10 protein-coding genes are annotated in these 13,688 nt (G+C 73.7%); 6 read left to right on the top strand and 4 right to left on the bottom strand.

Going from position 1 to position 13,688, the window contains the following annotated elements; translation table 11 throughout:
* The first annotated feature begins 318 nt into the window (after window positions 1-318).
* Entirely contained in the window at window positions 319-888 is a 570-nt protein-coding gene (locus ACIGO8_RS28545) for an NADPH-dependent FMN reductase (protein ID WP_399736607.1), read from the top strand.
* A 72-nt stretch (window positions 889-960) separates the two neighbouring features.
* Here ACIGO8_RS28545 and ACIGO8_RS28540 read toward each other — a convergent pair whose 3' ends face one another.
* Window positions 961-3,003: a phosphocholine-specific phospholipase C gene (locus ACIGO8_RS28540; RefSeq protein WP_399736605.1), complete on the bottom strand. Its 2,043-nt coding sequence runs from the start codon at window positions 3,001-3,003 to the stop codon at window positions 961-963.
* 290 nt (window positions 3,004-3,293) lie between these two features.
* On the opposite strand from ACIGO8_RS28540, the gene ACIGO8_RS28535 reads away from it, so the two are divergent.
* Window positions 3,294-5,315: a prolyl oligopeptidase family protein gene (locus tag ACIGO8_RS28535; protein ID WP_399736603.1), complete on the top strand. Its 2,022-nt coding sequence runs from the start codon at window positions 3,294-3,296 to the stop codon at window positions 5,313-5,315.
* Between the two features lie 87 nt (window positions 5,316-5,402).
* Here the strand turns inward: ACIGO8_RS28535 and ACIGO8_RS28530 are convergent, their stop codons facing one another.
* Together ACIGO8_RS28530 and ACIGO8_RS28525 are read right to left on the bottom strand one after the other, a co-directional pair.
* Window positions 5,403-6,179: a class I SAM-dependent methyltransferase gene (locus tag ACIGO8_RS28530; protein WP_399736601.1), complete on the bottom strand. Its 777-nt coding sequence runs from the start codon at window positions 6,177-6,179 to the stop codon at window positions 5,403-5,405.
* 39 nt (window positions 6,180-6,218) lie between these two features.
* Window positions 6,219-6,386 carry a hypothetical protein gene (locus ACIGO8_RS28525; RefSeq protein ID WP_399736599.1) on the bottom strand — a complete coding sequence of 56 codons (168 nt, stop codon included), beginning with the start codon at window positions 6,384-6,386 and terminating at the stop codon, window positions 6,219-6,221.
* A 308-nt stretch (window positions 6,387-6,694) separates the two neighbouring features.
* On the opposite strand from ACIGO8_RS28525, the gene ACIGO8_RS28520 reads away from it, so the two are divergent.
* The 4 genes from ACIGO8_RS28520 (at window position 6,695) to ACIGO8_RS28505 (ending at window position 12,169) form a co-directional block, all read left to right on the top strand.
* On the top strand, window positions 6,695-7,912 hold the full coding sequence (locus ACIGO8_RS28520; RefSeq protein WP_399736597.1) for a T4 RnlA family RNA ligase: 1,218 nt from the start codon (window positions 6,695-6,697) through the stop codon (window positions 7,910-7,912).
* A 2-nt stretch (window positions 7,913-7,914) separates the two neighbouring features.
* Window positions 7,915-8,841 carry an AAA family ATPase gene (locus tag ACIGO8_RS28515; RefSeq protein ID WP_399736595.1) on the top strand — a complete coding sequence of 309 codons (927 nt, stop codon included), beginning with the start codon at window positions 7,915-7,917 and terminating at the stop codon, window positions 8,839-8,841.
* Window positions 8,842-9,067: 226 nt separating this feature from the next.
* On the top strand, window positions 9,068-10,384 hold the full coding sequence (locus tag ACIGO8_RS28510) for a radical SAM protein (RefSeq protein ID WP_399736593.1): 1,317 nt from the start codon (window positions 9,068-9,070) through the stop codon (window positions 10,382-10,384).
* Window positions 10,385-10,495: 111 nt separating this feature from the next.
* Window positions 10,496-12,169: a serine/threonine-protein kinase gene (locus ACIGO8_RS28505; protein ID WP_399736591.1), complete on the top strand. Its 1,674-nt coding sequence runs from the start codon at window positions 10,496-10,498 to the stop codon at window positions 12,167-12,169.
* A 55-nt stretch (window positions 12,170-12,224) separates the two neighbouring features.
* Here the strand turns inward: ACIGO8_RS28505 and ACIGO8_RS28500 are convergent, their stop codons facing one another.
* Window positions 12,225-13,661, bottom strand: a complete 1,437-nt coding sequence (locus ACIGO8_RS28500) for a PLP-dependent aminotransferase family protein (protein WP_399736589.1) — start codon at window positions 13,659-13,661, stop codon at window positions 12,225-12,227.
* Between the last annotated feature and the right edge of the window lie 27 nt (window positions 13,662-13,688).

Here is a 13,688-nt window from a genome sequence, read left to right as displayed (position 1 = left end):
CCGCCTTTCCACGCCTTGTCCTGCTGTACGGGCTGTACGGGCCGTCGGCGCGGCCCTCCCAGCCTCCCTAACCGAACCCATCATCCGTAAACCCTTCATATCCGGCAAAAGGGCGATGAGTGGACGAGAGACGGACGAGGGCGGACGGAGAACGGGCGAGGACGGGCGGAGCCGGGCGGGCGTGGACGCGTCGTGGACGACGGGTGGACGTGTGGCGGCGACCGCCCGGCCCGGTCGCCGACGCGTTCCGGCCGGGATACGTTCGCGAGGGGCCTCTCCCGCACGACGCCCACGGACGGCAAGAAGGACGGCACGCGCATGACCACGTACAAGGTCGGCTACTTCGTCGGCAGCCTGTCGGCGCACTCCATCAACCGGATCCTCTCCAAGGCGCTGATCCGGGTCGCGCCGCCCGGCCTCGAGTTCCGCGAGATCCCCATCAAGGACCTGCCGCTCTACAACCACGACCACGACGCCGACTACCCGCCCGAGGGCCGGGCCCTCAAGGACGCCATCGCCGCCTCCGACGCGATCCTCTTCGTGACGCCCGAGTACAACCGCTCCATCCCCGGCGGCCTGAAGAACGCCATCGACTGGGCGAGCCGCCCGTGGGGCACCAACTCCTTCCTGCACAAGCCGTCGGCGGTGATCGGCACCTCGCCCGGCAAGATCGGCACGGCGGTGGCCCAGCAGAGCCTCCGGTCGGTGCTGAGCTTCTGCAACTCGCCGCAGATGAACGCCCCGGAGGCGTACATCCAGTTCACCCCGGGGCTGTTCGGCGAGGACGGCGAGGTCACCGACCCGACGACGCAGGCCTTCCTCACCGACTTCATGGAGGACTTCAAGGCCTTCGTCGAGCGCGTCCTCACGGTCCTGCCCCCGCGCTAGGAGGTGCCTCGCCGAGGCGGCGGCGCGGGAGCGGGACGGTGCTGAGGCGACGCGCCGGCGCGCGGGCGCGCCTCAGCCGGAGACGCTGGGCGCGCCGGTCTCGATGTGACCGGTGTAGCGGCGCGACCAGGTGCCGTCGAGGTCGGCGAGGATCGTGAAGTCGTACCAGCCGTCGTTGTACGCGACGGCGTTGAACCAGTCCTCGCGCGCGGACTTCGCCGGGACCGTGTACGTCCACGGGCCGTCCGTGCGGTACGCGTCGGAGCGGATGGTGAAGGTGACGGCGGAGGACGAGTTGTTCGTCATCCTGAACCACAGCGCGGTCTTGCCGGTGCCCGGCTCCGTCGCGTAGCGCGCCGCGACCTCGATGTCCTTGCCGGCCTTGGAGGCGTCGCCGATGAAGCGGCGCAGGAAGCGGTTGGGGCCCATCATCGAGATGTCGTACTTGCCCGAGCCGGAGCCGAGCCCGATGTTGAAGTAGTCGGTGGCGGTGGTGCCCTGGTCGACCGTGTACTGCCAGGCCGCCGTGTCCCGGTACTGGTGCGGGTGGATCGAGAAGTGCGCGGGGCGGCGGGCCTCGGGGCCCTGGTTGGTCATCGAGAACCAGGCCAGGATCTTGCCGGCCGCGCCGAACTCGAAGCGGTCCAGGTTGCCGTTCACCTGGTACGGCAGGGCGCGCGCCGGACGCGTGCCCGGCTCCTGCGGCGGCAGGGCGTTGTCCTGCGGGACGGGGTTGGGCAGCGGGCCGCAGGTGGACTGGCCGATGACCTTCGCCGTGGACGGCAGGTTCGCGGGCACGCCGTACACCGGGTGGGCGAAGTCGAAGACGCCGGTCAGGTCGCCGACGACCCGGCGGCGCCAGGCACTGATGTTCGGGCAGGTGGCGGGCGTGCCGAGGGCGGCCGTCCAGACCTCCATGAAGCGCAGGACGGAGGTGTGGTCGAAGACCTCGGAGCTGACCCAGCCGCCCCGGGTCCACGGGGACATGACGATCATCGGGACCCGGAAGCCGAGCCCGATCGGCACTCCGTCGATGTACTCGCCCGGCGTTCCGGGCGGTGCGACGGGCGGCGGCACATGGTCGAAGAAGCCGTCGTTCTCGTCGTAGTTGAGGAAGAGCACGGTCGAGTCGAAGACCTCGGGATTCGCGGCGAGCGCCCGGTAGACCAGGTCGACGAAGTGCGCGCCGTCGCCCGGCGGGGCGTACGGATGCTCGGAGAAGGCCTCGCTCGCCACCACCCACGAGACCTGCGGCAGCGTGCCGGCGACCACGTCGGCGCGGATCGCGGCCGCGATGTCGTCCGGCGTGGAGCCGGTGACCTTCGGCACCGACGCCATGCCGCGGTCGTGGAGCGGGTCGCCCGGCCTGGCGTCGGTGAACCTCTTGAAGTAGGCCAGCCCGTTGTCGCCGTAGTTGTCCTGGGCGTTCTGGTAGACCTTCCAGCTCACGCCGGCGCGCTGCAGGGCCTCCGCGTACGACTCCCAGGTCAGCCCGGACTCCTCGCCGCCGTCCTTGCTGGAGGCGTCGACCTTGCCGCTCCACAGGAAGGTGCGGTTGGGGCCGGTCGCGCTGAGCGTGGAGCAGAAGTAGGCGTCGCAGACGGTGTAGTGGTCGGCGAGGGCGTAGTGGAACGGTATGTCCCCGCGGTCCAGGTGGCCGAGGGAACGGGTGTTGCCGACGCCCGCGACCCAGTTGTCCATCCGCCCCTTGTTCCAGGCGGCGTGCTGCGAGGTCCAGCTGTGCGGCAGGTCGCCGTTGCACTGGGCGAGGGTCTCGCCGTCCACGCCGCCCGCCGGGGGAGTGGCGCTGAGCTTCCACGGGTACTGCCGGCCGCCCCAGTTGGGCTGGTTGAAGGTGCCCCAGCCGCCCGGGATGTTGCCCGCGGCCCGGTCGCCGAAGCCCCGCACACCGCGCAGCCGGCCGAAGTAGTGGTCGAAGCTCCGGTTCTCCTGCATGAGGATCACCACGTGCTTCACGTCGGTGATCGTGCCGGTGGCCGCCTGCGCGGCCGCCGACGTCGCCTCGACCGCGCCCGCGGACCCGCCGGGCAGCGCCGCCCCCGCGACGAGCCCCGCGCCGATCCCTACGAAGCCTCTGCGGCTGATGGGAATCATGCCCCGCCTCTCCTGTCCCGGGTGCCCCGGTGGCACGCCGAGGCCAGGATGAGGGAACGGAGCGCAAAGGTATACGGCCGTGCAGTAATCGATTGGTTAACTTCCGGAGGACGGCGCGGTGTTGGGCCAGCAGGGCCTGACGATTGGTCCATTTTCGAACCAATGAGGTGGTGGTCCGCGTTGTCAGAGGCGTGGTCCACCATGGTCGGCATGGACGGAACCACCATGGAGAGCCGCACGGACCTCGGCGAGATCACGGCGCCCTCCGGCGTGCGGGAAGAGGAGCAGGCGTGAGCGAGACCGACCCGTATCTGTGGCTGGAGGAGGTCGAGGGCGAGCGGGCCCTGGCCTGGGTGCGGGAGCGGAACGCCGAGACGCGGGCCGAGCTCGCCGCGAGCGAGGGCTTCGACGCGCTCGTCGCCGAGCTGCGCGAGGTGCTCGACGCGCCCGACCGGATCCCCTATACCCGGCGCCGCGGCGCCCATCTCTACAACTTCTGGCAGAGCGCCGAGCACACCCGCGGCATCTGGCGCCGCACCACGCTCGAGGAGTACCGCACCGACGAGCCGTCCTGGGACGTGCTGCTCGACCTCGACGCCCTCGCCGCCGAGGAGGACGAGGACTGGACGTGGGCCGGCGCGCAGGTCCTGCGGCCCGGCTTCCGGCGGGCCCTGGTGAGCCTCGCGCGCGGAGGCGGCGACGCCGTCGTGGTCCGCGAGTACGACCTCGAGCAGCGGGCCTTCGTCGCCGACGGCTTCCGGCTGCCCGAGGCGAAGACCGACATCGGCTGGATCGACGAGGACCACGTCTTCGTCGGCACCGACGAGGGCCCCGGCTCCCTGACCGCCTCCGGCTATCCGCGCACCGTCCGCCGCTGGCGCCGCGGCACCCCGCTCACCGACGCCGAACTCGTCCACGAAGGCGCCGCGTCGGACCTCGCCGTGTCCGCCTGGCACGACCCGACCGAGGGCTTCGCGCGCGACTTCGTCGTCCGCTACCGCGACTTCTGGCACCACGAGACCTACCTGCGCGACCAGGACGGCGAGCTGCGGCGCCTCGACGTCCCCGACGACGCGGACAGCTCCGTGCACCGCGAGTGGCTCCTCGTCACACCCAAGGCACCCTGGCTGGACCGGCCCGCCGGCTCCCTCCTCGCCTTCCGCCTCGACGACTTCCTCGCCGGCCACCGCGACCCCGACGTCCTGTTCACGCCCGACCCGCGCACCTCCCTCGCCGGCCACTCCTGGACCCGCCACCACCTCGTCGTCGAGACCCTCCAGGACGTCGCCAGCCGCCTGCACGTCCTCACTCCCGGCGCCGGACCGGACGGACGCTGGGAGATCCGCGAGCTCGCCGACGTCCCGCCGCTCGCCTCCGCCGCCCTCACCGACACCGACCCGGACACCGGCGACGAGTACTTCCTGTCGATCACCGGACACCTCACCCCGCCCAGCCTCCACCGCGGCGAGATCGGCGGACCCGGAGAACGGATCAAGCAGGCACCCGAACGCTTCGACGCGACCGGCCTCGACGCCCGCCAGTACTTCGCCACCTCCGCCGACGGCACCCGCGTCCCGTACACCGTCGTCGGCCGCCACGACCGGCTCCCCGGCCCCACCCTCCTCACCGGCTACGGCGGCTTCGAGGTCTCCCTCACGCCCTCGTACGACACCGTGCGCGGCCGCGCCTGGCTCGCCCGCGGCGGTACGTACGTGGTGGCCGGCATCCGCGGCGGCGGCGAGTACGGCCCCGAGTGGCACCGCAGCGCCCTCAAGGCCGACCGGCACCGCGCCTACGAGGACTTCGAGGCCGTCGCCCGCGACCTCGTCGCCCGGGGCGTCACCACGCCCGAGCGGCTCGGCATCACCGGCGCCAGCAACGGAGGCCTGCTCATGGGCGCCATGCTCGTCCGCAGCCCCGAACTCTTCGGCGCCGTCGTCGCCCACGTCCCGCTGCTCGACATGCTGCGCTTCCACACCCTGCTCGCCGGGGCCAGCTGGACCGCCGAGTACGGAAACCCCGACGACCCGGCCGACCGGCCGCACCTGGCCGCGCTCTCGCCGTACCACCGGCTGGCCGGCGACCGGCCCTACCCGCCCGTGCTGCTCACCACCTCGACCCGCGACGACCGCGTCCACCCCGGACACGCCCGCAAGGCCGCGGCCCGGCTGCGCGAGCTCGGCCACCGGGTGCTGCTCCACGAGACGCTCTCCGGCGGCCACGCCGGTGCCAGCGACCACGAGCAGACCGCGTACAACAGCGCCCTGGAGCACACCTTCCTCTGGCGGACCCTGCGCCCCGAGGCCGGCTGAGCCGGACTCTCGGACCCGGCAGGGCCACGCCGGGGCCGCGGCTCCCGTACCGCGGCCCCGGCGCCCGCGCGGGGCTGCTCCGTGCCGTCAGTCCACGCGCTCGGCCAGCAGATAGGCGCGCCGCGTCTCCGCCTCGTGCGCGTACGGCGCCCGCTGGAGCTCGGCCCGCACCCGGAAGCCGGCCTCGGCCAGCGCGGCGGACACCGCGGCCGGCTCGAGGAAGTGGAAGTCGACGTCCACGTCATGGCCCCACCACTCGGTGAGGCTCCTCACCTCCGCGCCGATGTGGAAGGCGACGAGGAGCCGGCCGCCCGGGCGCAGCACCCGGCGTGCCTCGGCGAGCGCGGGCGCCAGTTCGCCGGGCGCGAGATGGATGAGCGAGTACAGCGCGACGGCCGCGTCGAACTCCCCGTCGCCTGCGGGCAGCCGCAGCAGATCGCCCTCGCGGAACTCGAGCTCCGGATACTGCCGACGACCGATCTCCACCATCGCGGGGGACAGGTCGACGCCCACCACGGCGCGCCCGCGTCCGGCCAGCCAGGCGGCCACGTGCCCCGGCCCGCAGCCCAGGTCGGCGATCACCGCGCCCTCACCGGCCTCCTCGGCGAAGGCGCCGAGCAGCGCCCGGTCGAGCGGCTTGCCGTCGAGCTCGTCACCGATGCGGGCCCGGTACTCCTCGGCGACGACGTCATAGCTGCGCCGTACCCGCTCGTGCCCGGCGGCCCCGCCGTCCGCGCCCGTCAGCGGACCCGCGGCCCGACCCGAGCCCGCGGCCCGTCCCGAGCCCGCGGCCCGATCCGAGCCCGCGGCCCGACCCGAGCCCGCGGCCCGACCCGAGCCCGCGTTCGTACCCGTACCCGTCATGACGACAACCCCCGTGACGTCCGAGCCGCGCCGTCGCGGCTACTGCATCGGACCACCGGCCGGGCCGAGGCCGGACGGCGGCATCTGGATCACACGGCTGAGGTCGCGCAGCACCTCTTCGGCGGTCCGGCGCACGTCACCGGGCACGTCCCCCTGCTCACGTATGAGCTCGGAGTAGATGGGGGCGGTGGTGTCCGCGAAATTCATTGCGCTCGCTTCCTCGGCTTCTGCGACTGCTTCGGGCCGCGAGTCTACGGGGCCCGGCATCCGCCCCCGGGCCCGGGCCCGCATGCCGGACCTCGCCGTGGACGGCGCGCCCGGCCCGCCGCCGCCGGCAGCCCGGCCCCGTCCCGTACGCCTCGGCGGCGCCCTCCCGGTCGCGGTCACGCGCCGCGGGACGCGGGAGGCTCCGGGCCGGGCGCCGCCGCCAAGTCGCCGGTCCCCGCCGCTAATTCGCTGGTCAGGGCCGCCCGGGCGCACCAGAATGGGCCTTCACGAAACACGGGAGGGGACCCATGAGCCAGGCCTACCTGACTCTTGACGCGCTGCTGCCGCCGGAGGAACTGGCGGCAGCGGTCGAAGCCGGGCACGTGACGCGCAAGGCGCACCCCGAGCTGCCGCTGTCGATCTACACGTACACGCGGGTCTGTCAGTACGAAGGCGTCTGGAACCAGGTCACCACCCGCTGCCGCGGTCTCGTCGCCGACGACGTCACCGGCCGGATCGTCGCGCTGCCGCTGCCCAAGTTCTTCAACGTCTCCGAGCACGAGGCCGGCCGGCCCTACGCGCCCGCGCTGCCGGACGAGCCCTTCGAGGTCTACGAGAAGGTCGACGGCAGCCTCGGCGTCGTCTTCCACTACGACGGCCGCTGGCGGGTCGCCTCCAAGGGCTCCTTCGTCAGCACCCAGGCCACCTGGGCGCAGCGCCGCCTCGACGCCGCCGACACCTCGGCCCTCGTGCCCGGTGTCACCTACCTCGCGGAGATCGTCTACCCGCAGAACCGCATCGTCGTCGACTACGGCGACCGGCGCGACCTCGTCCTGCTCGCCGCCTTCGGGCCCGACGGCACCGAGACGCCGCTCGCCGAGGCCGCCGACGCCTGGCGCGCGGTCGGCTCGGTCGTCACCGTCCACCCGCCCATGGCCCTCGACGAGCTGCTCAAGCTCACGGAGACGAACACGCTGCCCGACGGCGCCGCCGCCACCGGCACCGACGCCGAGGGCTTCGTGCTGCGCTTCGCCTCCGGCGTCCGCGCCAAGGCCAAGATCGCCGAGTACGTACGGCTCCACAAAGTCCTCACCGGCGTCACCGAACGCGACATCTGGCGCGGCCACGGCATCCAGCGCTTCGCCGGCACCTCCGCCAAGATCCTCGCGCAGGGCCTCGGCCTGTCCATGGCAGAGCTCGGCGGCATACGCTCCGACGGCGGACGCCCGCTGGACGCCCTCCTGGAGCAGGTGCCCGACGAGTTCGACACCTGGGTGCGGTCCGTCGTCGCCCGCCTCGAGGACGAGTTCGCGACGCGACGGCGGGCCGTCGAGGAGGCGTACGCGTCGCTCGCGCACCTCGCCGACGACCGCGGCGCCTTCGCCCGGGCGGTCAAGGCGCTGCCCGACCCGCAGCTGCGCTCCGCCCTCTTCCTGCGCCTCGACGGGCGCCCCGTCGACCTCCTCGTATGGCGCTCGCTGCGCCCCGAGGCCACCGACCCCTTCGCCACCGACGAGGAGAACTGACCGTGCCCGTGGTCCACGTCATGACCGGACTGCCGGCCTCCGGCAAGACGACCGCCGCCCGCGCCCTGCAGGAGCGGTCCGAGGGCCGGATGCGCCGCGTCAACCTCGACGACCTGCGCACCATGCTCGACCTGCCCGGCGGCCCGCCGGGCGGCGACCGCCGCTCGCGCGCCCATGAGCAGACCGTCCTCGGCATCCAGGACGCCGCGGTCCGCGCCGCCGTCGACGACGGCTTCGACGTCGTCGTCGACAACACCCACCTCACGCCGCACATCCCGCGCCGCCTCAAGGCCGCCGTCGCCGGCCGCGAGGCCACCTTCGTCGTGCACGACTTCACCGGCGTGCCCGTCGAGGAGTGCGTCCGGCGCGACGCCGCCCGCGAGCGGCCGGTCGGCGAGGACATCATCCGGCTGCTCGCCGACAAGCACGCCAAGGCGGTGAAGGGCGGCTGGCGGCTCACCGACGAGTGGCTCAACGCCCGCCCGGCCGTCACTCCCTACGTCCCCGATCCCGCCCTGCCCTCCGCCGTCCTGTGCGACATCGACGGCACGCTCGCCCTGCGCGGCGACCGGGGACCGTACGACTTCGGCCGTTGCGACCTCGACCTCCTGAACGATCCCGTGCGCGACGCCCTGCGCGCCTTCCGGGGCGCCCACCAGGACCGGATCGTGCTGCTCTCCGGACGCAGCGAGGACCACCGCGAGCTGACGGAGGCGTGGCTGGAGCGCCACGGCGTCCCGTACGACGAGCTGTGGATGCGCGGCTCCGCCGACGGCCGCTCCGACGACATCGTCAAGGCGGAGCTGTTCGACACCCATGTCCGCCACCGCTACGCCGTCCGGGTCTCGCTCGACGACCGGGACCGGGTCGTGGACGTCTGGCGCCGGATGGGCCTGCCGACCTGGCAGGTCAACTACGGCAACTTCTGAGCGACTCCCGGCGGCCGGCCGGCCGCCGTCCCGGCCTCCCGACCCCGACCCCGACCCCGACCCCGGCCACGGGGCCGGAAGGGCCGCCGGCACCGGAAGGGCCTCCGTCGCGTGGCCGAGGCCGACCGGGACCGGGGTCGGATGCCGGTCGCGGCGGCGCCGTCCTAGGGTGGTCGGTGGCCCACCACGGCTCGCGATCCGCACGACCGAGGAGATGTTTCCACGCATGATCCGCCGCACCGACGAGGTCGAAGACCTCATGCACCGCTTCCCGCACGTCCCCAAGGAGGCGGTGATCAAGGAGGACCTTCTGCGCGGCGGCATCGCCTTCGACGACTCCGCCCTCACCGAGTCGGGCGACGAGGCCTCCGGCGAGGTCAAGCCCAAGTCGTACTTCATCTTCTCCTTCGACCACCGCACCCTGCCCGAGCTCGGCCAGGCCGCGCTGCGCCGCCCGCCGGAGGAGATCGTCCTCACCGGCGGACCGTACGAGCTGCGCCGCACGGTCGTCTCCGTCCGCGTCAATCCCGCCTCGCCCTACCGGGTGGCGGCGGGCGAGGACGGTCTGCTCGGGCTCTACCTCGACGGCCGCCGGATCGCCGACGTCGGCCTGCCGCCGATGCCGGAGTACTACCGGCACACCCTCGCCAACGGCAAGTCCGTGATGGAGGTCGCGCCCACCATCCAGTGGGGCTATCTCATCTACCTCACGGTCTTCCGCGTCTGCCAGTACTTCGGCGCCAAGGAGGAGTGCCAGTACTGCGACATCAACCACAACTGGCGCCAGCACAAGGCCGCCGGACGCCCCTACACCGGGGTGAAGCCGGTGGAGGAGGTCCTGGAGGCGCTGGAGATCATCGACAGGTACGACACGACCGGCTCCTCCACCGCGTACACCCTCACCGGCGGCGCCGTCACCTCCCACATCGGCGGCAAGGACGAGGCCGACTTCTACGGTGAGTACGCCCAGGCCATCGAGGAGCGCTTCCCCGGCCGCTGGATCGGCAAGGTCGTCGCCCAGGCGCTGCCCAAGGCGGACGTGCAGCGCTTCAAGGACTACGGCATCCAGATCTACCACCCCAACTACGAGGTGTGGGACAAGCGGCTCTTCGAGCTGTACTGCCCCGGCAAGGAGCGGTACGTGGGCCGCGACGAGTGGCACCGCCGGATCCTGGACTCCGCGGAGGTCTTCGGCCCGCGCAACGTGATCCCCAACTTCGTCGCGGGCGTGGAGATGGCCGAGCCGTTCGGCTTCACGACCGTCGACGAGGCCATCGCGTCGACGACCGAGGGCCTGGAGTACTTCATGTCCCGCGGCATCACGCCCCGCTTCACCACCTGGTGCCCCGAGCCCACCACGCCGCTCGGCAAGGCCAACCCGGCGGGCGCGCCGCTGGAGTACCACATCCGGCTCCTCGAGGCCTACCGGGCGACCATGGAGGCCAACGGACTGACCTCGCCTCCCGGTTACGGCCCCGCGGGCCCCGGCCGGGCCGTCTTCTCCGTCAGCTCCTTCATGGACAGCCTGCCGGCCGAGGACTGAGCCCGCCCCGGCCGGGACTCCCGCCGGACCGGCCGGAGGTCGTGGCCGGGACCGGCGGACGGCCGGACCGGCGGACGGGGATGTCACCGGGACCGCCTAACATGACCGCCCATGAGTACGAGTGAGGGTGAGGGCGGCAGACCGCTGGTCGACGGGCGGTTCCAGCTGGTGTCGCGGCTGGGCAGCGGCGGCATGGGCACCGTCTGGCGGGCCCGTGACATCGCCCTGGAGCGAGACGTCGCCCTGAAGGAGGTCCGCCCGCCGGACCCGGCCGTCGAGGAGGCCAGTCCCGGCTTCGCCGCCCAGCTGCGCGAGCGGGCCGTCCGCGAGGCCCGGGCCCTGGCCCGCCTCTCCCACCCGCACGTCGTGACCATCCATCACATCGTCGAACCCCGGGACGGCTCGCACCCCTGGATCGTGATGGAGCTGGTGGAGGGCCGCTCCCTGCACGAGCGGCTCGCCGAAGGCCCGATGCCGGTGCCGGAGGTGCTCACCCTCGGCCGTCAGGTCCTCTCCGCCCTGCGCGCCGCCCACGCCGCCGGCATCCAGCACCGTGACGTGAAGCCCGCCAACGTCCTGCTGCGCCCCGACGGCGGCGCCGTGCTCACGGACTTCGGCATCGCCGCCCTGAACGAGGCCACGTCCCGGCTCACCTCGACCGGCGACCTGATCGGCTCGGCCGAGTTCATCGCACCCGAGCGGGTGCGCGGCGAGGAGGGCAACCCGGCCTCCGACCTGTGGTCGCTGGGCATGCTCCTGTATGTCGCGGCCGAGGGCCACCACCCGCTGCGCCGCGCCACCAGCCTGGCCACCGTGGTCGCCGTACTCGACGACCCGATCCCGCCGCCGGTGCGTTCCGGAGCCCTGACCTCCGTCCTCGGCCGGCTGCTCGTCCGCGACCCGGCCGCACGGCCCGACGGGGCCGAGCTCGCCCGGCTCCTGGAGGAGGCTTCGGCCGGCCGGACGGCGAACGCGGCCGCGCCGCCCGGGCAGTTCGGCCCGCCGTACGCCCATCCCGCCTACGCGCCACCGGCCTCGCCCGCCTCGCCCGCTCTCGCGCCGCCGCCGGGACCGTGGGGCGGCGCGCCGACCGTACCGGCACCGGCCGGCCGGCCCGGGACGGCGACCCGCACCGGCCGCCGCGTCGTGACGGCCGCCGTCGCCCTCATGCTCACCGCCGCCGCGGTCGTCGCCGTCGTGAAGCTGCTGCCCGACGGCGATCCCGGCACGCGCGCGAAGGGCGGCGCGACCACCTCGACCGCGCCCCGCACACCGAGCGGAGCGGGCGGCGGCGCTCCCGCGGACTCCGCCACACCCGCCGCGACCCGCGGCACCCTGCTCACCCCGGCGGGCGTGCGCGGCGTCATCGCCGCGCTCCGCGCCTCCACCGGCACGACGACGGTGAAGGAACTCACCGTCTACGAGCAGTACGCCCTCGCCTCCGTCCCGACCCGCCCCGGCGCCAAGTCCTACGACCGCTACGAGTACCGCGACGGCGTCGTGCGCAAGACGGGCCCCGGCGGCACCATCGACAGCGACCCGGACGAGCAGCCGTTCGACGTCGCGGGACTCGCCTGGGACACGCTGCCCGCGCTGATGAAGCGGGGCGAGGCGGACCTGAAGGTGGAGAACCCGAACATGCGCTACGTCATCGCCGACCGCTGGACCTTCAACGAGGACCGTCCCACGGTCCGCTTCTACCTCATCAACGAGTACAGCGCCGTGGGCTATCTGGCCGCCGACCGGACGGGCAAGGTCGTGTCGAGCCACCCGGCCTCGTCCTGAGGCGGGCCCGGGCCGCCGGGCCTCACCGGACCCGGCGGGCCCGGGCCGTCCGGCCTCACCGGACCCGGACCGCGGCGAGATGCCGGGCGTGGTCCTCCCAGGCGGCGGTCAGGCGGTCGACGGCAGGCTCCAACGTCCCGGGCGACTCCGCGAAGGACAGGCGCAGGCCGTCGCGGTGGCGGCCGTCGACGCAGGCGGTGGCGCCCGGGGCGACCAGGACGCCGTAGCGGGCCGCCACATGGGCGAAGGACTCGGTGTCGGTCACCGGCAGCGTCAGCCACAGCGAGGGACCGGCCTGCGGAACCGCGGCCCGCCAGGCCGGCAGCTGGTCCCGGAGCAGGCCGAGCAGCAGGTCCCGGCGCTCCCGCAGCGCGCCGCGCAGCTCGTCGTACCACGCGCGGTCGGCGGCGCGCAGCAGACGGGTGGCGAGGAGCTGGGCGGGAACGGCGGGGGCCAGGTCGTGGGCGGCGCGCAGGCGCAGCAGGTAGGCGTGCAGCGGCGCCGGAGCGCGCAGCCAGCCGATCCGCAGCCCGGCCCAGAAGGTCTTCGACAGCGAGCCCAGCGCGATCACCGAGTCGTCCTCGGCGGCCAGCGGCACGTGCGGCGGCAGGTCCGGGTCGAGGTCGAGACCGGCCTGCGCGAGGTCCTCCACGACGACGGCGTGGTGGCGTCGCGCGAGCGCGAGCAGGGCCTCCCGGCGGGCGGCGCCGAGGACCGCGCCGGTGGGGTTGTGGGCGGCCGGGTCCAGGTAGATCAGCGGCGCGCGCAGCCGGGCGACGGCCCTTTCGACGGCCGGAATCTGAAGGCCGAGGCCGTCCACCGGCACGGGCACCAGCCGCCCCTGACGTCCCGTCATCGCCGCGGTCAGGCCCGGATAGACCGGGCAGCCGGTGACGACCGGGCGCTGCGGTGCGACCAGGGCCTCGACGACCAGGGCGAGCGCCTGCTGGGCGCCGGAGGTGACGATCAGCCGGTCGGGCGTCGTGGGCAGCCGCAGCCGGTGGGTGAGGTGGTCGGCGAGGGCGCTGCGCAGCTCCGGCAGTCCGGCCGGGTCCATCCCGTGACCGTCGAGGTCCGACACCTCGAACGTGCCGTCCACCGTCGGCAGATGACCGGTGCCCGCCGGGACCGACAGCGACAGGTCGATGGTGTCGGCGTCGCCGCCGAGCCGCCGCAGCAACAGGGCCGACCCGGACGTCTCGGGCGGAGTCCGGGTCCAGCCGGGCCGGGGCCGGACGTAGCTGCCCGCGCCCTGACGGCGTTCGACGAGTCCGGCCCGGGCCAGCTCGTCGTAGGCCCGTACCACCGTGCCCCGGCTCACGCCGAGCGCGTCGGCCAGCAGCCGCTCCGCGGGCAGCCGGTCACCGGCGCCCACCCGCCGCCGTTCGATCGTCTCGGCCAGCACCGCGGCGATCCGCCGGTAGCGCGGGCCGGGCCGGTCCCGCCAGCCTTCCGTCGCGACCCGCGTCCACCACCCCAGATCCTGGTCCATTCCGTCATATTGGCACTGTCCCGAGGG

The sequence above is a fragment of the Streptomyces sp. NPDC053493 genome (genome assembly GCF_044544825.1).
Classification (GTDB): domain Bacteria; phylum Actinomycetota; class Actinomycetes; order Streptomycetales; family Streptomycetaceae; genus Streptomyces.
The sequence above is the reverse complement of the archived record's forward strand: the minus strand, read 5'-3'. Positions and strand labels throughout refer to the sequence as shown.